Source organism: Mesorhizobium sp. ISC15, assembly GCF_037162615.1.
In the GTDB taxonomy this organism is placed as follows: domain Bacteria; phylum Pseudomonadota; class Alphaproteobacteria; order Rhizobiales; family Rhizobiaceae; genus Mesorhizobium; species Mesorhizobium mediterraneum.
This window is the reverse complement of sequence record NZ_JAVSPX010000001.1, coordinates 3289679-3311006: the sequence shown is the minus strand read 5'-3', so window position 1 is coordinate 3311006 and position 21328 is coordinate 3289679. Positions and strand designations below refer to the sequence as shown.

Annotated in this window: 22 protein-coding genes and 1 tRNA gene; 12 read left to right on the top strand and 11 right to left on the bottom strand. The window is 61.3% G+C overall.

From position 1 onward, the window contains the following. Positions 1–12 precede the first annotated feature (12 nt). Positions 13–1566, bottom strand: coding sequence for a trimethylamine methyltransferase family protein (locus tag RPG13_RS15795; protein ID WP_292722128.1), 1554 nt, complete (start codon positions 1564–1566; stop codon positions 13–15). A 161-nt stretch (positions 1567–1727) separates the two neighbouring features. Between RPG13_RS15795 and RPG13_RS15790 the strand changes: the two genes are divergently transcribed. From RPG13_RS15790 to RPG13_RS15770, 5 genes are all read left to right on the top strand, one after another. After that, positions 1728–2366: a TetR/AcrR family transcriptional regulator gene (locus RPG13_RS15790; RefSeq protein WP_128284095.1), complete on the top strand. Its 639-nt coding sequence runs from the start codon at positions 1728–1730 to the stop codon at positions 2364–2366. Between the two features lie 195 nt (positions 2367–2561). Then, on the top strand, positions 2562–4721 hold the full coding sequence (locus RPG13_RS15785; RefSeq protein WP_337125452.1) for a transglycosylase domain-containing protein: 2160 nt from the start codon (positions 2562–2564) through the stop codon (positions 4719–4721). Between the two features lie 112 nt (positions 4722–4833). Next, positions 4834–5418, top strand: a complete 585-nt coding sequence (locus RPG13_RS15780; RefSeq protein WP_095486541.1) for a DUF1214 domain-containing protein — start codon at positions 4834–4836, stop codon at positions 5416–5418. Then, positions 5411–5959, top strand: coding sequence for a DUF1254 domain-containing protein (locus RPG13_RS15775; RefSeq protein ID WP_095486540.1), 549 nt, complete (start codon positions 5411–5413; stop codon positions 5957–5959). The genes RPG13_RS15780 and RPG13_RS15775 overlap by 8 nt, the downstream gene beginning before the upstream one ends. Before the next feature lie 409 nt (positions 5960–6368). Next, on the top strand, positions 6369–7385 hold the full coding sequence (locus RPG13_RS15770) for a hypothetical protein (protein ID WP_128241963.1): 1017 nt from the start codon (positions 6369–6371) through the stop codon (positions 7383–7385). A 151-nt stretch (positions 7386–7536) separates the two neighbouring features. Here RPG13_RS15770 and RPG13_RS15765 read toward each other — a convergent pair whose 3' ends face one another. The 3 genes from RPG13_RS15765 to RPG13_RS15755 all read right to left on the bottom strand — a co-directional run bounded on the left by RPG13_RS15765 (position 7537) and on the right by RPG13_RS15755 (position 10480). Continuing rightward, positions 7537–7884, bottom strand: coding sequence for a DUF1491 family protein (locus RPG13_RS15765; protein WP_128241964.1), 348 nt, complete (start codon positions 7882–7884; stop codon positions 7537–7539). Positions 7885–7992: 108 nt separating this feature from the next. Then, positions 7993–8766, bottom strand: coding sequence for a peptidoglycan-binding domain-containing protein (locus RPG13_RS15760; protein ID WP_128241965.1), 774 nt, complete (start codon positions 8764–8766; stop codon positions 7993–7995). Continuing rightward, on the bottom strand, positions 8741–10480 hold the full coding sequence (locus RPG13_RS15755; protein ID WP_337125451.1) for a sensor histidine kinase: 1740 nt from the start codon (positions 10478–10480) through the stop codon (positions 8741–8743). Before RPG13_RS15755 ends, RPG13_RS15760 begins: the two co-directional genes overlap by 26 nt. A 533-nt stretch (positions 10481–11013) precedes the next feature. Between RPG13_RS15755 and RPG13_RS15750 the strand changes: the two genes are divergently transcribed. Next, entirely contained in the window at positions 11014–11382 is a 369-nt protein-coding gene (locus tag RPG13_RS15750) for a DUF5330 domain-containing protein (RefSeq protein ID WP_128241967.1), read from the top strand. Between the two features lie 113 nt (positions 11383–11495). Next, the gene (locus RPG13_RS15745) at positions 11496–11924 is read left to right on the top strand and encodes a SufE family protein (RefSeq protein ID WP_095496748.1); all 429 of its coding nucleotides are present in this window, start codon (positions 11496–11498) and stop codon (positions 11922–11924) included. A gap of 149 nt (positions 11925–12073) precedes the next feature. On the opposite strand, the gene RPG13_RS15740 is transcribed toward RPG13_RS15745, so the two are convergent. Both RPG13_RS15740 and RPG13_RS15735 read right to left on the bottom strand, forming a co-directional pair. After that, a complete protein-coding gene (locus RPG13_RS15740) occupies positions 12074–12499 on the bottom strand; it encodes a MucR family transcriptional regulator (RefSeq protein ID WP_023800837.1) in 426 nt (141 codons plus the stop codon). Between the two features lie 434 nt (positions 12500–12933). Beyond that, entirely contained in the window at positions 12934–13302 is a 369-nt protein-coding gene (locus tag RPG13_RS15735; protein WP_095486534.1) for a hypothetical protein, read from the bottom strand. Between the two features lie 120 nt (positions 13303–13422). On the opposite strand from RPG13_RS15735, the gene RPG13_RS15730 reads away from it, so the two are divergent. Next, positions 13423–15564 carry a S9 family peptidase gene (locus RPG13_RS15730; RefSeq protein WP_337125450.1) on the top strand — a complete coding sequence of 714 codons (2142 nt, stop codon included), beginning with the start codon at positions 13423–13425 and terminating at the stop codon, positions 15562–15564. Between the two features lie 162 nt (positions 15565–15726). Next, positions 15727–16116, top strand: a complete 390-nt coding sequence (locus tag RPG13_RS15725; RefSeq protein WP_095486532.1) for an SET domain-containing protein — start codon at positions 15727–15729, stop codon at positions 16114–16116. Between the two features lie 7 nt (positions 16117–16123). Here the strand turns inward: RPG13_RS15725 and RPG13_RS15720 are convergent, their stop codons facing one another. The 5 genes from RPG13_RS15720 to RPG13_RS15700 all read right to left on the bottom strand — a co-directional run bounded on the left by RPG13_RS15720 (position 16124) and on the right by RPG13_RS15700 (position 19531). After that, entirely contained in the window at positions 16124–17074 is a 951-nt protein-coding gene (locus tag RPG13_RS15720; protein ID WP_337125449.1) for a cytochrome c, read from the bottom strand. 9 nt (positions 17075–17083) lie between these two features. Then, positions 17084–17527 (bottom strand): c-type cytochrome, encoded by a 444-nt coding sequence (locus RPG13_RS15715; RefSeq protein ID WP_292503309.1) that lies wholly within the window; start codon positions 17525–17527, stop codon positions 17084–17086. Between the two features lie 199 nt (positions 17528–17726). Then, entirely contained in the window at positions 17727–18323 is a 597-nt protein-coding gene (locus RPG13_RS15710) for a superoxide dismutase (RefSeq protein WP_095486529.1), read from the bottom strand. Positions 18324–18444: 121 nt separating this feature from the next. Beyond that, complete coding sequence (locus RPG13_RS15705; RefSeq protein WP_337125448.1) at positions 18445–19323, bottom strand: branched-chain amino acid aminotransferase; 879 nt, start codon at positions 19321–19323, stop codon at positions 18445–18447. 61 nt (positions 19324–19384) lie between these two features. Then, the gene (locus tag RPG13_RS15700) at positions 19385–19531 is read right to left on the bottom strand and encodes a hypothetical protein (protein WP_164547003.1); all 147 of its coding nucleotides are present in this window, start codon (positions 19529–19531) and stop codon (positions 19385–19387) included. Between the two features lie 268 nt (positions 19532–19799). Between RPG13_RS15700 and RPG13_RS15695 the strand changes: the two genes are divergently transcribed. From RPG13_RS15695 to RPG13_RS15685, 3 genes are all read left to right on the top strand, one after another. Further along, positions 19800–19878: transfer RNA gene (locus RPG13_RS15695), tRNA-Phe, on the top strand. Continuing rightward, positions 19841–20140: an HAD-IA family hydrolase gene (locus RPG13_RS15690; protein WP_164547004.1), complete on the top strand. Its 300-nt coding sequence runs from the start codon at positions 19841–19843 to the stop codon at positions 20138–20140. Before RPG13_RS15695 ends, RPG13_RS15690 begins: the two co-directional genes overlap by 38 nt. A 271-nt stretch (positions 20141–20411) precedes the next feature. Next, positions 20412–21236: a L,D-transpeptidase gene (locus RPG13_RS15685; RefSeq protein WP_095486527.1), complete on the top strand. Its 825-nt coding sequence runs from the start codon at positions 20412–20414 to the stop codon at positions 21234–21236. The last annotated feature ends 92 nt before the right edge of the window (positions 21237–21328 follow it).

Sequence of the window (21328 nt, the reverse complement as noted above, 5' to 3'; positions counted from 1 at the left end):
GTGCTGAACTCATCACGAAGCCGGTGCCGCGCCGCCCTCTTCGGTACGCCGTGCTATGAATTCATCGAGAACGCCTGATGTAGCGGCGGCCGAGGCCGGAGGCCGGAAGTCGGCAAGCAACCGTTTCCAGATACCGGTGGCGCGCTCCGTGGCGGTTCTTGACCCGGCCTGCGTCCAGTTGCCGAAATTCGACCAGTCGGCGACCAGCGGCTCGTAGAATGCGGTGCGGTAGCGCGCCATTGTATGTCCGGCCGAGAAGAAATGCCCGCCCGGCTGCACTTCGGCGATGGCCTCGAAGCCGATCGCATCTTCGTCGCCCGGCGTCGCCGCGCAGAGTTCCGCGACCGTCTGCAGCGCCTCGATATCGGTGATCAGCTTCTCGAAGGAGACGCTCAAGCCGCCTTCGAGCCAGCCAGCCGCGTGGATGCATACCGTCGCGCCAGCAAGCACCGAGCCCCACAGCGCGAACTGCGTCTCGTGGGCTGCCTGCGCGTCCGAAATGTTGGCGGCGCTGCCGCCGCCGGACCGCCAGGGAAGGCCGGTGAAGCGCGCAAGCTGACCGGCGCCGAGCGTCGCCTTGACGTGCTCCGGCGTGCCGAAGGCCGGCGCCCCCGACTTCATGTCGACGTTGGACGAGAAGGAACCATAGACGACCGGCGCGCCTGGCCGCACGATCTGGGCCAGCGTCAGCCCGGCCAGCGCTTCGGCATGCTGCAGCGTCAGCGCGCCGGCCACCGTGATCGGCGCCATGGCGCCGGCCAGGCAGAAGGGCGTGATGATCAACACCTGCCCCGCCTTGGCAAAGTCGATGATGCCTTGCGCCATCGGAATGTCGAGCTGACGCGGCGAATTGGTGTTGATGACGGTGTAGCAATAGGCCCCCGAACGGAATTCGACCTCGGACAGGCCGCGCGCCAGCCGCAGCATCTCGAACCCGTCCTCGACCTGCGGCGTGCCGCGCGCGAAAATGAACGGGAACTTGTCGGACAGCGTCAGCTGAGCCCGGTTGACGGCATAATGGCGCAAACGGTTGTCGATGTCCTGCGGCTCGATGCAAGGCCCCAGCATATGCAGGACGTCGAAATGCTGCACCAGCCGAATGAGATCCTCGAAAGCGGCAAGCGTCCCCGGCCGCCGGCCGCGCTCTAGATCGGTGACGTTCGGCGCGCCGGATCCCGCCAGGAACGTCATCGAGCCGAGCTCGAGCATCAGGTCTCGGGCACGGTCGCCGGCGTGCGCCCGGATCGATTTCGGCGCCGAGGCCAGCGCCGCCGCGACGATGTCGCGGCCGAGGCGCACCATCTGACTGTCCTCGTCGACCAAAGCGCCGGCACGGGCAAGAATGAGACGCGCTTCCGGCAACAGCACCTTGACACCGAGTTCCTCGAGCACGCGCAGCGCCGTGTCGTGGATCGCGGCGAGGTGGTCGGCCGAAAAGACAGGCTGCGGCAGGAACGGGTTCTTCAGCGAACGATAGTCCGGCCGGCGGCTGCTCTCGCTGCCAGCCTCGCCGGTTCGTCCGCGCCTGCGTTCGCGCCTGAGGTTGCGTGCGGCGTCATCGACCATGGCGGATACTCCTCATTGCCGTATTGCCTTGCCCTGGGGATCGTAGGGAGAGGCCGCGATGACGCGCGCCGGCCGTTCGTTAGAGGCGGCAGGATACTTGCACTGTACATATGTGTCTAGTATGGTTGTATGCAGCTCTCCCCCATGCCTATTGTGCGGCCATGATCATGATTGCTCCGCGGGACGAGCCGGCGCCCGGCAACATCAAGGTGACGCGCTGGGACTGGATCAGTCTTGCGCTCCAGACATTGATTTCAGACGGCATCGAAAGCGTGCGCGTGCTGCCGCTCGGCCAGAAGCTCGGCGTTTCGCGCTCAAGCTTCTACTGGTATTTCGATAGCCGTCAGGATCTGCTCGACCAGTTGCTTGCCCATTGGCGGGATACCAACACCAAGGCGATCGTCGAACGCGCGCAGCGGCCCGCCGAAAGCATCATCATCGGTGTCATGAACGTGTTCGAATGCTGGGCGGACGAGCGCCTGTTCGATCCTAGGCTTGACTTCGCCATCCGGGAATGGGCGCGTCGCTCCGATGACGTGCGCCGGGCAATCGACCAGGCCGACAATGACCGCCTGGGCGCGATCCGCGACATGTATCGCCGGCATGGCTATGATGAAGAGGATGCCTTCATCCGCGCCCGGGTGCTCTACTACATGCAGATCGGTTATTATGTGCTTGACCTCAAGGAGCCGGTCGAGGCGAGGGTCAGTCATCTCGCCGCCTACCTGCGCAGTTTCACCGGCCAGGAGCCAAGCGACGCCGACGTGGCGCATTTCATGCGCTTTATCGCGGCGCGGTAATATTGAAAGCGGATGCGCGCCTGCAAAGCGGTGGAGGTGGCCCCTCAAACTCCTATCTAAAAACTGTAACGCGCAAGTCTACCTCGCCCTTGTGAGCGGCGCCAAAATGAACGAATAGTCTTGGTAGGCGCGTCGCCCTGAAATTGCCCCCGTGCAGTTTCTCACTGGGAGGCGTAGCCGCAGCCGGATCCTGGAATGGCCAGTCCTTTGAAACCACGCAAGAGAAGAGGTCCGATTGCCGCAAGACTGCTGGCTGCGGATGCGTGGTTCGATTCCTCGCTCTACGAGATCGGCTTCAAGGCGCGCCGGTTCTGGGAAGCGGCCACCATTTTTTTCCGGCGCTTCCGCGTCTCCGGCTGGCGCCGCGGCATCATCGAACTGTTGAGCGAGGGTTTTACGCTCGGCGCCGGCGGCATCGTCGTCATGCTGGCGCTTGCGCTGCCAGCCTTCCAGGAGACCGCCGGCGACTGGCGGGCCCAGGGTGATTTCGCCGTCACCTTCCTCGATCGCTACGGTAACGAGATCGGCCAGCGCGGCATCATCCAGCGCGATTCGGTGCCGGTCGACGAGATGCCCGACCAGGTCATCAAGGCGGTGCTGGCCACCGAGGATCGGCGTTTCTTCGATCACTACGGCATCGATGCGCTCGGCCTTTCGCGCGCGATCTTCGCAAATGTGCGGGCGAATTCCGTGGTGCAAGGGGGCTCGAGCATCACCCAGCAGCTGGCCAAGAACCTGTTCCTGACCAATGAACGGACATTGGAACGCAAGATCAAGGAAGCCTTCCTGTCGCTGTGGCTCGAGGCCAATCTGTCGAAGAAGGAGATCCTGCAGCTCTATCTCGATCGCGTCTATATGGGCGGCGGCACCTTCGGCATCGAAGCGGCCGCTGATTTCTATTTCGGAAAAAGCGTCAAGGATCTGAACCTCGCCGAAGCAGCGATGCTGGCCGGCCTGTTCAAAGCACCGACCAAATACGCGCCGCACATCAACCTGCCTGCTGCCAGGGCGCGGGCCAATGTGGTGCTGTCCAATCTCGTCGAGGCCGGCTTCATGAGCGAGGGTCAGGTGCTGCAGGCGCGGCTGCATCCGGCCGAGATCGTCGACCGCGGCGAGCAGAAAAGCCCGGATTACTACCTCGACTGGGCATTCGAAGAGGTCAAGAAGATCGCGGCGAAGTCCGGCCAGCATTCGCTGGTCGCTCACACCACTTTCGACGCCAACATCCAGAAGGCGGCGGAAGAATCGATGGAGTTCCATCTCCGCCAGTTCGGCAAGGAATACAACGTCACCGAAGGCGCCATGGTCGTCATCGAAACCAATGGCGCAGTCAGGGCGATCGTCGGCGGCCGCGACTACGGTGCCAGCCAGTTCAACCGCGCCACCAAGGCGCTGCGCCAGAGCGGCTCATCGTTCAAACCCTATATCTATGCAACGGCGATGGAGCACGGCTTCACTCCGGACTCCGTCGTTTCCGGCGGGCCGATCTCCTGGGGCAGTTGGTCGCCTCACAATTACAATGGCGGGTCGGCAGGCAAGGTCACGCTGATCACGGCGATGGCCAAATCGATCAACACCGTGCCGGTGCGGCTGGCCAAAGATTATCTCGGCATCAAGCCGATCAAGGCGATGGCGGAAGCCATGGGCGTCGAATCGCCGCTCGAATCGCACAAGACGATGGTGCTCGGCACTTCGGGCATGACCGTGATGGACCAAGCGACAGGCTATAGCGTCTTCGCCCAGAACGGCTTTGTCGGCTCCCGGCATGGCATCACCCAGCTCGTCACCCATACCGGCGAGATGGTTTACGATTTCGCCAAGGATGCGCCGCCGCCGCATCGTGTGCTGTCGGAACAGGCGCTGAAATATATGAACACCATGCTGGCGGCGGTGCCGGTGATGGGCACGGCGCGGCGCGCTGCCCTTCCCAACATCGTTTCGGCCGGCAAGACCGGCACCACGCAATCTTACCGTGATGCCTGGTATGTCGGCTTCACCGGCAACTACACGGCTGCCGTGTGGCTCGGCAATGACGACTTCACCCCAACCAACAACATGACCGGCGGCTCGCTGCCGGCGATGGTGTGGCAGCGGCTTATGGTCTATGCGCACCAGAATATCGATCTCAAGCCGATCCCCGGTCTCGATCATCCCTTCGTCGACGAAAAAATTGCCGCCAAGGCCGAGGACGCGGAAAAGAAGAACGCCGAGCAGGCAGCGGCGGACGCCGCCGCCGAGCGCCCGCCGGTGCTGTCCAGCCAAACCACGTGGGCGCTCAAGGACATCACGAGGCTGTTCCAGTCGGCGCCCGTCCTCAAGGCACCTGCGACGCCGGAGACCCTGTCGGCGCTTTGACGCCCGCACACGACGGGTCATGCTCGCGCAGGCAATTCCACAGAGGTCCGCTTGCCATGGCCCCCTGCCCCGCGATATCCCCGAGCGGCACTCCTCTTTCCCGCGGCTCCTCATGCTCAAAAACGCATTCCTGACGCTCCTCGCGCTTGCCATAGCCATCGGCGGCGGCGGCGGCGGCGTCTGGCACGCTCTCAAGACGCAGGATGGCATCGGCGCGATCCGGATCGGCCCATGGACGGCGTTTCCCGATATCGGCACGCAGGCGGCGGACCCCTATTCGAAAGCCCGTGTGGCGCGCGAGGGTGTGCTGGCGCTCGGGCAGGCAGAGGGCCTGTCTTTTGTCGCCGAACGCGATTCCGGCGGCGAGCAATTGAAACGTCAATGCGCCTACGAAATCGAAGGCGGATTTCCAACGGCCCGGTTCTGGACCCTCTATGCCGCCGATCAGTCGCTCGGCGTGATCGAGACCGACAAGCCGAGGCTTGCGGCACTTCAATCCTACCAGGTGCTGCGCCAGCCCGACAATTCGGTGGTGATTTCCGTCGGCCACCGCCCCGCGCCCGGCAACTGGCTGCCTTCCGACGGCTCCGGTCGGATGTATTTCGTGCTGACATTCTACGACACGCCGATCGCCAGCAGCACGGGTCTTTCGGATATCACGCTACCGCAGATCCTGAAGGTCGGCTGCAATGCGTAGGCTGCTGCACGCGATCTTGCTCGGCCTGCTTGGCGCCGGTGTCGTGCATATCATCGTGCTGCTGCTCGTCCCGGAATTTTCCGAACGCGATGCCTGGTCGCGTCTGGCCATGGCCTCGGACCTCTATAGGATGACCAGGCTGGACGCAGAGGCCGGCGGCACGCCGGTGGTAAAATCCGTCGATCCACTGTTTTACGCGGCGGCTTGCCGGTTCGATCTGTCCGAAGGGATGGTGCGGATCAAGGCACCCGGAAACGTCCCGTTCTGGTCCGTATCGGTCTATGACCGAAGCGGCCACAACATCTATTCCTTCAACGACCACAGTGCGACCGGAAGAGTGCTGGACAGTATCGTGCTGACGCCGGCGCAGATGATCGAGATCCGCAAGAATCTTCCCGAGGAATTGCAAGGGGCAATCTTCGTCGAGGCGCCCATCGACGAAGGCATGTTCGTCATCCGCTCCTTCGTGCCCGACGACAGCTGGAAGCCGGTCGTGTCACGGTTTCTCGAGCAGAGTTCCTGCGAGCTACAGGATTTCTAAAGGGATCCCGAAACTCAGTGGTGCGGAACAGGCAGCGTCCCTGACGAGCCTGGCATCGAGCCCGGCTTGTCCAGACCGGCGCCTGTCCGGGTCTCGCCCGTCAGTGGCCGTTGCTCATAACGGACGCCGGGGAAAATGATCACCGCCGCCGGTATTCCGGTGTTTCGTTCTGCTCGATTGGTTGCCGCCGTTCGCGGCACGAAAGACAGTACCATGCCCATGGTTCGTGCATTCCTCTCGGTTGCCCCGGAGCACAACGCAACGCCTCCAATCTGATTAAGGACGGCAGTAGGTTAACGGAACGCTAACGGATCGCCGCTAACTTGATCTTTGTTCTTGGGAAATGCGAAACCGACACAGTCCCGGTCGAGCATGGTCCAGATTGTGTCGAGTGTCAGGCGTATCCTTCGTGTCAGCTTCGGATTTCAGGCAAATCGCTATACGGGCTGAATCGGGAAAGGCTGAAAGGCTGTTCCGTGCCGCGGTGTCGGCGTTCTGTTCGCTCACCCGCCCTTCGCGCCGGGAGATCGCACAGCTTGAAGATCTGACGCTTCCACTTTTCGCCAATGTGTCGGTCGAATCGCGCCGCTACGTCGCTGCCGCCCTTTCCGAGTGCGAATATGCGCCCACGGCGCTGGTCCGGCGGCTTTGCGAGGAGCCGGTCGACATCGCCGCCCCGCTGCTCATCCGCTCGCGCGCGCTCAGCAACATCGATCTCATCGCGCTGATCGGGCGGCACGGCCTGCCGCATGCGCGCGCCATTGCGCGCCGCAAGGACCTGAACCCGACCATCGCCCACCTGATCAAGGCGCTTGAAAAGCCGACGCTGGTGAGCGTGCGGCAGCCCGAGACGATCGCCAAGACGGCGCCTGAAAGCGCCGAAGTCGCCGCGCCTGATGCCGACAGGCAGCAGGAGCCCGGCCCCGCCGCCGAAAATGCGCGGCGCCGGCTGCGGTCGATGATGCGTGCCGACGTGGAGAGCGGCGCAACCATCAATCCGTTCACCGGCTCAGAAACCTATGTCAAACTGCGCGAGACGGCGCTAACCGGGAACGCCGCATTTTTCCAGACAGCACTGGCCGACGCGCTCGAAATCGGTTTTTCAACGGCGCGGTCGCTCACCGCGAACCAGAATTACACATCGTTGCTAGCCGCCCTGCGCGCGCTCGATCTCGGGGAAGATAGGGCGTTCCTGATCACCGTCGCCGTCTACCCCACAGAGTTTCCGCATCCGCAGGCCATCCGCATTTTCCTCGACCGGTACCGCCTGCTGCATCGCGACGCAGCGCTGGACAGGGTTCGCGGCTGGAAGGCCGAGGCACTGTCGAAGGCCATTCGCAGTACCGGGCCCGTCGCGACAAACGCCGACATCCGCAAGGCGGACAGCGACAATGCTGCCATCAGCCTTAAGGCGCGTCGCGTCTGAAGGGATTCATGCGACGCGCGTTAAGTTTTTTGTTTTTATGCATGTCGTTATCCCAAAACCGCTGCGCACTTTTGGGCGACATACATCAAGGCGCGGCGCGTCTGAAGAGATTCAAGCGAACGCTTTAAGCCTTTGTCTTTCATGCATATCGTTAGAGCGACTTGACGGAAATAAGCTCCTCGACGGGAACAGCGCCGGCCTCGATCTCGACCACCCAGATGTCGGGATCGAATTTTTTCTCCCTTTCCAGTCGTGCGTCAAAGACGGCGGCATCGTCGCCGGCGCCGAGCAAACCGAAGAAACGGTCGTCGGGTCTGGCCGAATCGTAGCTCGTCTGCGGCGCCGGTCCAAACAAGGCAACCTCGCCCTGGCGGCCACGTGCCAGCACGAAGACCGCGCCGGCCTCGGTCGCGCCGCGCTTGACCACGGCGGCGAAGCCCCCGGCGCTGAAAACCCGGCGCAACAGGGCAGACACCCACAGATCGGTGGTTACGCGCATGGCAGGATTCTGGACGACATCGCACGGTACTTAGAGCAAAGGTCCGAAAACCGAAATCGGTTTTTGCCCATCGGGTTGGCGAACGGCTCGACCGTCAGGCGTCGACTGTCAGTTGGTCAGGCCGATCTCGCGCATCTTGACGTAGACGACCTCGTCGGGCTCGCCGGTCTCCGGCAACCCGAACAGCGACTGGAACTCCTTGATCGCTGCTTTGGTGCGTGCCCCGACCACGCCATCGAGCTGCATGTCGTCATTGCCAAATGCCTTCAAACCGGCCTGGATCTTGATAATGCGAGCGTCGGGTGCCTGCGCCGACGCATCCGCCGGCGCCGAAGCGGAAACGGGAATCGCAGCCATGTCGTGCGGGCGGGGAACCGGATGCGGCACGACCGTCGAGGCGGTTGGCGTGGCGCCTAGTTGATCGAGCAGAACGCTGTCGATCTCGCCGGAAGCGTTGAGCCCGACCTTCTGCTGATAGGCTTGTATGGCGTTGCGCGTGTTGGGGCCGGAAATGCCGTCGACCGTGCCGGAATAGAAATCCAGATCCTTCAAGATTCCCTGGACCTGCTCGACGACCGGATCGCTCTTGATCGGTGCCGGAGCCGGGCCCGGCCGCACGATGTTGATGGTGGTCTCTGGCTCGTCGGCGTCTGCGCGAGGAAAGCCCTCTATGCTCCTGGTCGCGAAAAACGCGCCGGCATGAGGAAAAGGCTGATACCACAGTGCATTCGCCGAGACGTAGAACAGCGTCACCAGGAAGGCGGTCGAACCGCCGACCAGAATCGGATTGCGCGAGATCAGGCTGCCGACGGCGACCGCGCCACCCTGGAAGGCATTGCCGCGGCGCTTGACCGCCTTAGGCTGTTTTGCGGAGCGAGCCATGCCTGTCCCCTTTTGTCTCCGCCTTGGCCGCAGGCATCGGCAGCACGCCGGGCTTGTCCGTCGAACGTCCCTTCGGTCCGTTCACCGGCAAGCTGATCGTTACTGTGGTACCCTCGCCCGGCATGCTTTCGATCGACATCGTGCCGTCGTGCAGCGCCACCAGGCCTTTCACCAGCGACAGGCCGAGCCCGGTTCCCTCGAAGCGGCGCGTATAGTCGTTCTGGATCTGCATGAATGGCTTGCCGAGATTGGCAAAGTCTTCCTCGGCGATGCCAATGCCGGTGTCCCTGACCCAGAAATGCAGTCGCGAGCCGATCCGCTTGGCGCCGACGATGACATCGCCGCCATCGGGCGTGAACTTGATGGCATTGGAGACGAGATTGATGAGTATCTGCTGCACGGCACGACGGTCAGCGTTTATCTCGCCGGCATCCGGTGCGATCTGAGCCTGCAGATCGATGTTCTTAGCCTCGGCCTGCAGCCGCATCATGGACTGGCACATTTCGACCGCTTCCACGAACCGGAACGGTTCCGGCTCGGCCGCGTAGGTGCCCGATTCGATCCTGGACACGTCGAGTATCGAGGTGACGACGGCAAGCAAATGCTGGCCGGACTCCTTGACCAAGCCGACATATTCCTTCTGGCGCGGATCCTTGAAGATGCCGAACATCTCATGCAGCAGCATGTCGGAGAAACCGATGATGGCGTTCAACGGCGTGCGAAGCTCGTGGCTGACGACCGCCAGAAACCGTCCCTTCGCCACTTCGGCAGACGCGGCCGCCTCGTTCGCAGCGGCAAGCTCTTCGCGCAATCCGGCGACTTCGTCGTTTTCGCGCAAGACGAGCGTGAAGACGTCCTGCTGCTCTTTCGCCCGCATCAGCTCAAGGGAAAACGGCCGGTAATTGTCCGCCGTCGGGCCGTTGCCGTTTTGCGGCAGTCGGACGCGAAGATCGAGCCGGCGCGCCGGCGCGCCATCGCGCATGTCGGCCAGCGCGCTGAGGTATGCGACACGATCGGACAGATGGATACGATCGAACAGACCGGTACCGAACAGCAGCTCCGGCTGCAGCTTCAGGATCGTGCGCGCTTTTGCCGACGCATCCAGAATCTCGCCATGCCTGCCGACCCGCAGGACAACGGCGTCGATAATGTTCTCGAGCCGTTCGTCGGTCGCCGGATCGAGCTGCGCGCTGGCCGGATTGCCAAGTGCTGCGATACGCGGAATGAAAGTGAGCGCCCAGGCCAGCGGCAGCAACCAATGCCACGCCGCGATTTCTGCCGCGCCGAACGGGAAGACAGAACCGACAAAAGGCTGCAGCGCGATAGCGACAAATGCGGATACGGCACCCCACAATGCAGCGCGACGAGATGCGCCGATCCACCAGGCTTCGAACGGCAGCGCCACGACAAGCATGGCGACCGGAGAGGCCAGACCGCCCGCCGCGGCAATGACACCGGCAAGGGCAAGACTGCCCATAGCCAGGGCGACCTGGCAGGCGAACGCCATCTTACCCGATGCCGCCACCAGCAAAGCGGCAAACCAGCAAAGGCCGAAAGTCACAAAGATCGCAGCCATGGTCACGGCCGCGCCCATGCCCGAGGTGACCAGCGTGACTGCTGCACCTGCGGCGAAGAACGGAGCGGCCAGCATGACACCGATAAACCGGCGCTGGCACCGACGATCGTTCTGTCCGAGGATGGACGGATGAACCATACGTTCGCAACCGGCTGACATCGCGCCGGGCAACTCAACGTATCTGGTCCCGATCGAACTCAACTCAACGCACTCGCACCCGGTCGTGAACAGCCCTGCTTCGCAGGTTGCTTTTGTTGATCTGAAACTCGCATCCAGCGTTTAAGGAATGGATAAGGCGTGACCGACCAATGCCCGGCCTGAGGCAAATATTGGGAGACCGTCGCAGCAAAATCTGGGCAATTGCAGCCATAGTAAATGGAGCGTTATCCGAGCGGATCGTCCTTCTGCCTCTGACAGTCGCCGCCGGCACGCCACACTTCTGGGAAATATCGATAGCAAACAGCCAGATAGATGGTTAACCTTAAGTGAAGATAATCGGCGGGATTTGAGGCAAACGCGTTGCAAAATGCTTCGTTTCGAATTTGCCTAAAATTTGAGGAAAATTTTCGCTGACCAGGCAAGCCGTCCTTTGCGCGTCTATGCCACTATCGTACCCATAAAGAGGTCATGCCGCACGAATGCATGATCGGGTCATGGATGAGGGCATACAGATGGGCTTTCTGATAAGAATGGCTTTCTGGTTTTCGCTGGTGCTTCTGGCGCTGCCGCTGAATGTCGGCTCCGGCGAGACAGGCTACCAAAGCGTCGGGCCGATCCAAGCGTTGTTTGCGGCACGCGAAGCGGTCGGCGACATTGCCGGCATATGCGAGCGCAAGCCCGACGTTTGCGAGACCGGGAAGTCGGCAATGCACACGATCACCGCCAGAGCCAAGGAGACCGCCAAGATCGCGGCCGCCATGTTGGACGACAAGACCGCCGAACCCGACACGGCGACAACGACCGGCAGCGTGCCCGAGGACATCGTCTTGCCCGCGAGAGTCGACTTGCCGATGAAAGTCGACTTGCCGGCGAAAAACTGAGATATTTTTCAGCCGCATCTGTCGCTGCACCTCAGGCCCTCCGCCCTCTCGACGCCTAGGGTATTTCCTCTTTTTTCGTGACGCAGCGTCGCCGGATGACTATATCCGGTGCGATGACGACGACGATCCAAACGATCCGCGATGACTTCTCCCTGCTCGACGAGTGGGAAGACCGCTATCGCTATGTGATCGAGCTGGGCGAGGCCCTGCCGCCGTTTCCCGATGAGGAACGCAACCCCGCCAACAAGGTGCCTGGCTGCGTCAGCCAGGTCTGGCTGACCACTGAATATGGACCGGGGCCCGACCCAGTCGTCACCTTCGCCGGTGATTCGGACGCCCATATCGTGCGCGGCCTCGTCGCTATCATGCTGGCGCTGTTTTCGAGACGACCCGCCAGCGAGATCCAGAAAACCGACGCGGAAGCCACGCTGAAGGCACTCGGCCTCGACGAGCACCTGTCGCCGCAACGCGCCAATGGTCTTCGTTCTATGGTCAAGCGCATCAAGCGCGACGCCGAGGCGGCCTTGAGGCAGACCGCCTGATTAGGCCACAGCGGGATTGGCCTGCATGATGGCGAGCCCTCGCATATGGCGCAACGCCTATCGATTGCTCCAGCAATGCCCCACAAAAGCAAAACGGCGCCCGAAGGCGCCGTTGATCGTCTAACCCAGGTTGGGAAAGACAGCCGGTATCAGCGCCCCTTGCGCTTGCGGCCGAGACCCATCTTCTTGGCAAGCTGTGAGCGGGCGGCAGCATAGTTGGGAGCAACCATCGGATAGCTTGCGTCCAGGCCCCATTTTTCACGATACTCGTCGGGCGTCAGACCGTAGTGGGTCATCAAATGGCGCTTCAGCGACTTGAACTTCTTGCCGTCTTCAAGACAGACGATGTAGTCGTCATGGACGGAGCGCTTCGGGTTTACTGCCGGCTTCTGCTTGTCGGCAGGAGGCTGTTCACTGGCGCCGCCCACGCGCCCGAGGGCGGCATGGACATCGGCGATAAGGCTCGGCAGCTCGCCGACCGGCACCGGATTGTTGCTGACATAGGCGGCTACGACATCGGCCGTCAATTCGATCAGCGCATCACTATTTCTGGAAGGTGTTTCGATAATATCCATGGCTTCATGGCCCCAACGAGAGTTGTTTCTATCCGCGCCCTATTTTTGGCAGGTCGGGCACCGCGCGAAATTTTTGCAGGAAAGAGCCTCTGCGATTCGCGTCGCAGCATTCTAATGAGCCAGTGCACCAAGTAAGTCAATTCGCTTCTTGTGCTATATTCATCGATGTTAATAAAATATTCCACGATCAGCTTCAATCTTTCGTGCACTCTGTAACTTTGCGATATTTTCTGGTCAGACCAGTGGCGGCTGACGCAGCGTCAAGCTGCCGTTACATCCGTGATGGACAGTAAAAATATCTGAATGCTTGGCTATGCTTGGTTGTAGCGTAAGCTATTTGGTTGTTTTCAGAGTCCACGAAACCATAGGTTGCGATTTATCCCTGCTGTCTGCGAGCAAGCCGGAAATCGGCGCTGCGGACCGGCACCGGGCCTTCATTGTGGCGTGATGTACTTTCCATAGACCCAGCCGGTGACGAAATTGCCGCTTTGGGCCGGATCGTGCCAGACTTCGCACCAGCGATAGCGGACCTTTTCCACCTGCTGCGAGGCCGGCTGATTGGCGATGTCGAGCAGGTTTATGCCGCCGGTGCATTTGCCGGTCATCTGCAAAACGGCACCGTTGGGATAGGCGGCCTGCTTCTGCGATGACCCGGCTGGATATTTGCGCACGTTGAGTGTGTCGCCAAACGGAACGTTGGTCACTTGCCAAGCTGCGAACACGGTTGCATGAGATTGGCCGGTAAAGGCCAAAACAGTCGAGGCGACGGCGAAAGCCGCGGCAGCGTGAAAACGGAATTTCATTTTTTCTCTCTGCTCCGGCTCATCTTCTGGAGCTCGGCGCAAAACATATATTCCGGCTCTTGAACCTGCGCTGATCGGCGTGTTCATTCTCCATTCAAGTAACTTCCACAGCGAGACGCAATGACCAGAACCCCAGCATTTCCGACTGTCAGCCCGCCACAACCAGAGAAGCGACCGGTCTTCGATATACATCATGGAGTAAACCGGACGGACGACTATGCCTGGCTGAGAGCCGACAATTGGCAAGAGATGTTCAGGGACCCGTCCCTGCTCGACGGCCAAATCCGCGCCCATCTCGACGCCGAGAACGTCTATCAGGCAGCGTTGATGGCCGACACCGCCCAGTTGCGGACGCAGCTTTTCAAGGAGATGAAGGGCCGCATCAAGGAAGACGATTCTTCGGTGCCGATGAAGGATGGGCCATACGCCTACGGGTCATCTTTCAAGCTTGGCGGCGAGCAGCCGCGTTATTTCCGAACACCGCGCGATGGCGGCGACGAGCAGATCCTGCTCGACGGCGACCTCGAGGCCGAGGGCAAGGCCTATTTCCGCCTCGGCGGCGTCGACCATTCGGCCGATCACGGCAAGCTCCTGTGGGCGTTCGACGACAAGGGCTCTGAATTCTTCACGCTTCGCGTGCGCGATCTCGCCAGCGGCGAAGAGTTGCCGGATAGGATCCCGGACACAGGTGGCGGCGGCGTGTGGGACGCAGGCAACGACGGATTTTTCTATACCCGTCTCGATCCCAACCACCGTCCTTCCAAGGTGCTGTTCCATACCCTTGGCGACAGTCATGAGAACGACCGGCTGATCTATGAGGAAACCGATCCAGGCTTCTTCATGAATGTCGGCGGCACGCGCTCAAACGAGTGGATCATGATCGGCATCAACGATCACGAGACGTCTGAGTACCGACTGATGAGCGCCAGCGAGCCGTTCGCCGAACCGAAGCTGGTTTCGCCGCGCGAGACCGGCCTGCAATACGACCTCGAAGAAGGCGGCGACATCTTCTTCATTCTCACCAACGCCGACGGCGCCAAGGATTTCAAGATCATGACGGCGCCGGCGAACGACCCGGTGCGTGCTAACTGGCAGGAACTGGTGCCGCACGAAGCGGCCCGGCTGATCCTCTCGGTGATCGGCTTCAAGGACCATATGGTCAGGCTTGAACGCAAGGAAGGCCTTCCGCGCATCGTCGTGCACGATCGCAAAAGCGGCGAGGAACACCTCATCTCTTTCGACGAGGAAGCCTTCTCGCTCGGCCTGTCGGGATCCTATGAATACGACACCGAGATCATGCGCTTTTCCTACTCGTCGATGACGACGCCGGCGCAGGTCTTCGACTACAACATGCGCACCCGCGAACGTGTGCTGCTGAAGACCCAGGAAGTTCCGTCCGGTCACGACCCGGACCATTATGTGACGCGGCGGCTGATGGCGCCCGCCGCCGACGGCGAACTGGTGCCGGTCTCGCTCATCCATCACCGCGAAACACCGCTCGACGGATCAGCGCCTTGCCTGCTCTACGGCTACGGATCCTACGGCATCACGGTGCCGGCCGCGTTCAACACCAACTGCCTTTCACTGGTCGATCGCGGCTTCGTCTACGCAATTGCCCATGTCCGCGGCGGCAAGGAAAAGGGTTACGGCTGGTACGACGACGGCAAGCGGGCGCACAAGATGAACACGTTCACCGATTTCGTCGCAGTCGCACACCACCTCGTCGCCGAGCGCTACACGGCCCATGACCGCATTGTCGCCCAGGGCGGCTCGGCCGGCGGCATGCTGATGGGCGCGATCGCCAACATGGCGCCGGAATGTTTTGGCGGCATCGTCGCCGAGGTTCCGTTCGTCGACGTGCTGACCACGATGCTCGACGCGACCTTGCCGCTGACGCCACCGGAATGGCCCGAATGGGGCAACCCGATCGTCTCGGAGGAAGACTACCGGACGATCGCAGCCTACTCGCCCTACGACAATGTCGCCGCGCTCGACTATCCGCCGATCCTGGCGCTTGCCGGCCTCACCGACCCGCGTGTCACCTACTGGGAACCGGCCAAATGGGTAGCGCGGCTGCGCGACCGCAAGACCGGCGACAATCCGGTGCTGTTCAAGATCAACATGGACTCCGGCCATGCCGGCGCATCCGGCCGGTTTTCCAGGCTCGAGGAAATCGCCTTCACCTATGCCTTTGCGCTGAAGGTAGCGGGCAAGGCCACCACAGCGCCGACCGCCCTTATGGACGCGCAAAGGGCGCTGTAGGAGCTTGATCTTGCGCATGATCCTCAGCGGAAATTCGATTCCGATTCCGGGTCATGCGCTACTGATTTTCTGCTCGCAATTGCGATGGCCGCGCGCTACCCAATGCGCGGCTTTTCGCGGCCGCGCCAACCAAAATCACCCAGTCACTCCAAAGGGTCTGCCATGTTGCTCGTCGACGTCTATCTCGACAAATCGCCTATCCAAGGCATTGGTGTTTTTGCCAAGAACCACATTCCCCGTGGCACACTGCTTTGGAAGCTCGATCCCAATTACGACCGGCGCATCCCTGTCGAGACCTATGAGCGCGAAACCGGGCCGATCAAAGCCTATCTCGATCGCTATTCCTATCCCGACCGGCGCGACCCCAACTACATCGTCTTCGAAGCCGACGACGCGCGCTACATGAACCATGCCGATGACCCGAATTGCGACGTCGCCTCGCCCGAGGAGACATATGCGTTGCGCGATATCGCGGCCGGCGAGGAATTGACCTGCGACTACAATCATTTCTTCGAAACCGGTTTCGATTTCCTGGGCGATCGCCACCCGTAATCGAACATTAGCTCGAAGGCTGCTTGCGTGCCGGATAGCCGTTGGGATGCGGCGGTATGGCCTTCAGATAGGCTGCGATCGCCGCGCGGTCCTCGGGCGTCAGCTCGGCCATGTTTCTCTGCACATCGACCATAGCGCCACCCACGGAATCGAAATCCGGCGTGAAGCCGGTTTCGAGATAGTAGGCGATATCGGTCTCTGACCAGTCACCGAGCCCGCCTTCGCCCGAAGTGATGTTCGGGACGATGCCGCTGCCTTCGGCGGCCGCAGCACCCGCTAGCCACTGGCTTTTCTTGCTGCCACCGATGAAATCCCGCGGCGTATGACATTCGCCGCAATGGCCAGCCCCTTCGACCAGATAGCGACCTGCCAGCACCGGCTGCGGCGTCCCGTCCGGAAAGGAAACCACCGGCTGATCGCCCAAATAGAGACGTTTCCACAGCCCGATGCCGCGACGGATGTTGAACGGGAATCCTAGCGCATTGGGCGGCGCCTTGCCGGTGACAGCGGGGAGCGTCTTCATGAAGGCATGGAGATCGGCAATATCGGTCGGCTTCATGCGCGCGTAGGATGAATAGGGAAACGCGGGGTAAAAATGTTCGCCGCCCGGCGACACACCCTTCAGCATGGCGTTGGCGAGGTCTTCCACCGACCAGGCGCCTATACCGTCCTTGGCATCCTGCGAAATGTTTGGCGGCACGAAAGTGCCGAACGGCGTCTTGAGTTGGAGACCGCCGGCCAGTTGAAGGCGCGCATCGCCTTGCGAGCCTGGCTTCGCATGACAGGACGTGCAGCCGCCGGCATAAAAAATACGCTTGCCCCTGGCGGCATCGCCGGGGCCGAGCTGCGCCAGGGTCTCAGTGTCTAGCCTGACCGGCGCCGACAGGAACCAGCCGGCAACTGCGCCGGCGGCGCCTAGAAGAAGAGCGGCGCCGACGAGTTTTTTCAGCAGGCGCATCGCCCGCTATCAGCCCTTCTTTATCCTGTAAGTCTGGTGGCAGGTGCCGCAATCACCGCCTATGGTGTTGAACTGCGCCTTCAAGGCATCGGCATCGGCAGGGGCGGCGGCAGCCGCAGCCTTGACGTCGGCGAGATATTTATCTTCAACAGCCTTGAAGCCGGCCATATCTTCCCAGATCTTGGGAGCAGCCGTGGTGTCGCCGGTATCGCTGCCCGCCGGGAAAAAAGTATCGACATTGGCATGGAATTTCTCGGCGTTGGCCTGCAGCGCCTGCAATGCCGTCAGCACGGCGGCGGCATCGTAAGGGGCCTCGCCCTTGACAACTTTCGACAATTGGCCGGCGATCTTTCCACGTTCCTTCATCAGGGCCTGCCGGTCCTGGATCGGATCGGCAAACGCCGCCGAACCGGCGAAGGCGAGCATCGAGATGGCGAGGATAAGCTTTCTCATTCAACTGGCTCCTTGGTGAAGACGTTTTCGGGTAAAGGTCGGTACCGATCGATAACGGCAAAGGTGGCTTAAAAATTCCGGAAATTCGCCTCACGCTTGTGTGAATTTTTGCGACAGTCGTTCTTGTGTGGAAATGAGCGACCGATCTCGAGCCAAAAGAAAAGCCCCGTTTCCGGGGCTTTTCTGCAACTCGAACGGCTTACGCCTTTTCGTATGTCTCGAGAACGTAGTCCCAGTTGATGAGACTGTCGACGAAAGCTTCGAGATATTTCGGCCGGGCGTTGCGATAGTCGATGTAATAGGAGTGCTCCCAGACATCGACGCCCAGGATCGGCGTCGCGCCATGGACCAGCGGGTTCTCGCCGTTCGGGGTCTTCGAGATCGCCAGCTTGCCGTCCTTGACCGAAACCCAGGCCCAGCCCGAACCGAACTGAGTGGTTCCGGCGGCGATGAAGTCCGCCTTGAATTTGTCGTAGCCGCCAAGGTCGCTGTCGAATGCCTTTTGCAGCGCGCCCGGCAATTTGTTGCCGCCGCCGCCCTTCTTCATCCACTTCCAGAAATGGATGTGGTTGTAGTGCTGGGCGGCATTGTTGAAGAGCCCGGCATTCTTGCCGAAGGACTGTTTTACAACGTCTTCGACCGACAAATCGCCCAGGCCGGCTTCGGCAGCCAGCTTGTTGCCGTTGTCAACATAGGCCTTGTGGTGCTTGTCGTGATGGTACTCCAGCGTCTCCTTCGACATGTAAGGCTGCAAGGCCTCGTAGTCATAGGGCAAGGCGGGCAGTTCAAAAGCCATCGGTCGTACTCCTCGTGGAAAAAATCCGGTGTCGATACCGGACTAACATAGGTCTGGATTGATGTGGAGCAACTCCGGAATGAAGCGCCGGTTCGCTTTTTAGCCAGTCAGCTTTAGCCAGTCATCCGGCCGAAGTCGAATGCGCCCAATCCCAATAGAGTTCGCGCGCCTTCTTGGCTACAGGCCCGGGTTGTAGATTGCGGTCCTCGATGCGGGTGACCGGCACGACTTTCGAATGGTTTCCCGTCGAGAATATCTCGTCTGCTTCGAGGAAATCGCGCACCGACAGCGTCTTCTCGGTGGTCTTGAACCCGTACTCGCCAAGCAGCGTCATCGTCCGCGAGCGGGTGATGCCGGACAGGAACGTGCCATTCGGCGCCGGCGTCAGGACATGGCCGTCCTTGACCAGGAAAATGTTCGAGGTTCCGGTCTCGGCGACATTGCCCAACATGTCGAGCACCAAGGCGTTGTCGAAGCCGCGCATCTTGGCTTCGAGGATGGCACGGCCGTTGTTGGGATAGAGGCAACCGGCCTTGGCATTGGTCGGCATGGTTTCGATGGTCGGGCGCCGGAACGGCGAGACGCTGACCGAAAAGCCCGCTGGCGAGATCATCGGCGCTTCGTAGAGGCAAAGGCAGAAACGGGTCGAGGCCGGATCGGCCGGCACGCCCATGTAACCACCATGCTCGGCCCAGTACATCGGCCTGATATAGACCGCCGTCTTGCCATCGAACTTCTTCAGCCCGTCCCAGGTTAGCCCGACGATTTTTTCGGTGCTCATGGATGGTTTGAGGCCGAGCGCGATCGCCGAGGCGTTCACCCTCGCGGCGTGGCGATCGAGGTCGGGGGCGACGCCCTCGAACCAGCGGGCGCCGTCGAACACGCTGGTGCCGAGCCACATGGCATGGCTGCGCGGCCCCAGAATGGCGACGTTGCCTTCGTGCCAGTCGCCGTCCACGAAGGTCCATGTCGCGGATTGCGCCGCAGTCGCCAGTGTCATCGCTTGGTTCCGTTTCAGAGCTGTCCTGTGTCGCCAATGGAAGATGCTTTGGCGTCTGCCGTCAACGGGCATCGCTGAGATTTGTTGAGGCCAGCGCTATGTGAACTGCAATCTGTGCTTGCGCCTTGCCCTGCCTCGCCGCAAAACTGTCATCATGCACCATGCGGCTTACGTTTTCGACGCCTACGGCACGCTGTTCGACGTGCATGCCGCCGTACGCCGTCATGCCGACCAGATCGGGCCGGACGGCCAGCTGCTTTCGGAGATCTGGCGCGCCAAGCAGCTGGAATATTCCTGGGTGAGGACGCTGATGGGCGCCTACGCCGATTTCTGGCAACTCACCGAGCAGGCGCTCGATTTCGCCTTGCGTAAGGTTCCCTCCGCAGACAAGGGGCTCAGGGCCAAGCTGCTCGACGCCTATTGGCGGCTCGACTGCTATCCGGAGGTGCCGGCCGTGCTCAAGGCGCTCAAGGCATCGGGCGCGAGACTGGCGATCCTCTCCAACGGCTCGCCTGAAATGCTGGAAGCGGCGGTCAAATCCGCCGCGCTCGACCAGGTTCTAGACGACATCTATTCCGTCGATGCCGTCAGGCGCTTCAAGACCGATCCGTCGGTCTACGACATGATCACGACAGGCTGGCGCCTCTATCCGGGCGCGGTGTCGTTTCAGTCATCCAACCGCTGGGACGTCGCAGGCGCGACCAAATTCGGCTTCCGGACAGTCTGGATCAACCGCTCCAACCAGCCCGAGGAATACCGGGACTTTCCGCCGGCCCTGATCCTGCCCTCGCTCGAAGGCCTGTTGGCCGGAGGCTAGCGCATGACCCCAAAGTCGGAATCGATTTTTGGAAAGGATCGTGGGCAAAGTAAAAGTGCCACAGCGTCCTTTACGCGTCCAAATGGACGCGGCGCCGTAGGCCTGTTGCCTCGGTGCAACAGCGGCGGCGCCGTCACAGCTTTGCCTTTGTTTGTCCACCCTCAGGCCAGAATCGGAACCGCCTATCGCGCCGGGGCATTGGTAGGGCTGGCGCCGTAGTGATCGGCGTATTCATGTTTTGTTTCGATTTGAGACCTAAAAAAAGGCAACCATGTCCACAACCGAAATCGAATCCTATCGCCTGAGCCGTCGCGGCTTTCTCAACGCCGCTGCGCTCGGCGCCGCCTCGATTGCGGTTTCCGCCTGCACCACGGTGGGAGGGCAGCCGGTTCAGCCTCCGCCGCCAGTCAGTGTCGAGCCGCCGCTCCTGGACTATGCAACAATGTACGCTCCGGTCAGCGACGGTGGGTTCGACCTCCCCGGCATACCGTTCGAGAAAATCGACGAGCAATTTCTGCGTCAGATCGTTCCCGATCCGACCGGCCAACGGCCCGGCACCATCGTCGTCGATACGGCCGGCCACCACCTCTATCTCGTGCGTCCGGGCGGACAAGCCATCCGTTATGGCGTCGGACTGGGTCGTGCCGGTTTCGAATGGTCGGGCGACGCCGTCGTCCAATGGAAGCAGAAATGGCCGAAATGGACCCCGCCGGACGAAATGATTGCCCGGCAGCCTGAGCTCGCAAAATACAGCGCCGACAATGGCGGCATGCCCGGCGGCCTCACGAACCCGCTCGGCGCGCGTGCGCTGTATCTCTTCCAGGGCAACCAGGACACACTTTACCGCCTGCACGGCTCGCCGGAGTGGAACTCCATAGGTAAATCGGTGTCATCTGGCTGCGTTCGCTTGATAAATCAGGACATTATCGATCTCTACGACCGCGTGCCCGGCAAGGCGCCGGTGATCGTTACCTCCGGTATCGGTGAACCGATGGATGCCCCAGCAAACCGGAAGGCCATTCCGATCGATGACGGCGTGCCGGAAGGATCGATCCTGCTCGGCGCGGCCAGAACAATCTCGGACTCGATTTTCTGAGCTGGTCGAAAGTGCTGGAGGAGCGGACATTCGCCCTTCTCACTGTCGATCCGGACACGCCAAAGCATTCACGCACCCCGCCGAGTTCTCTG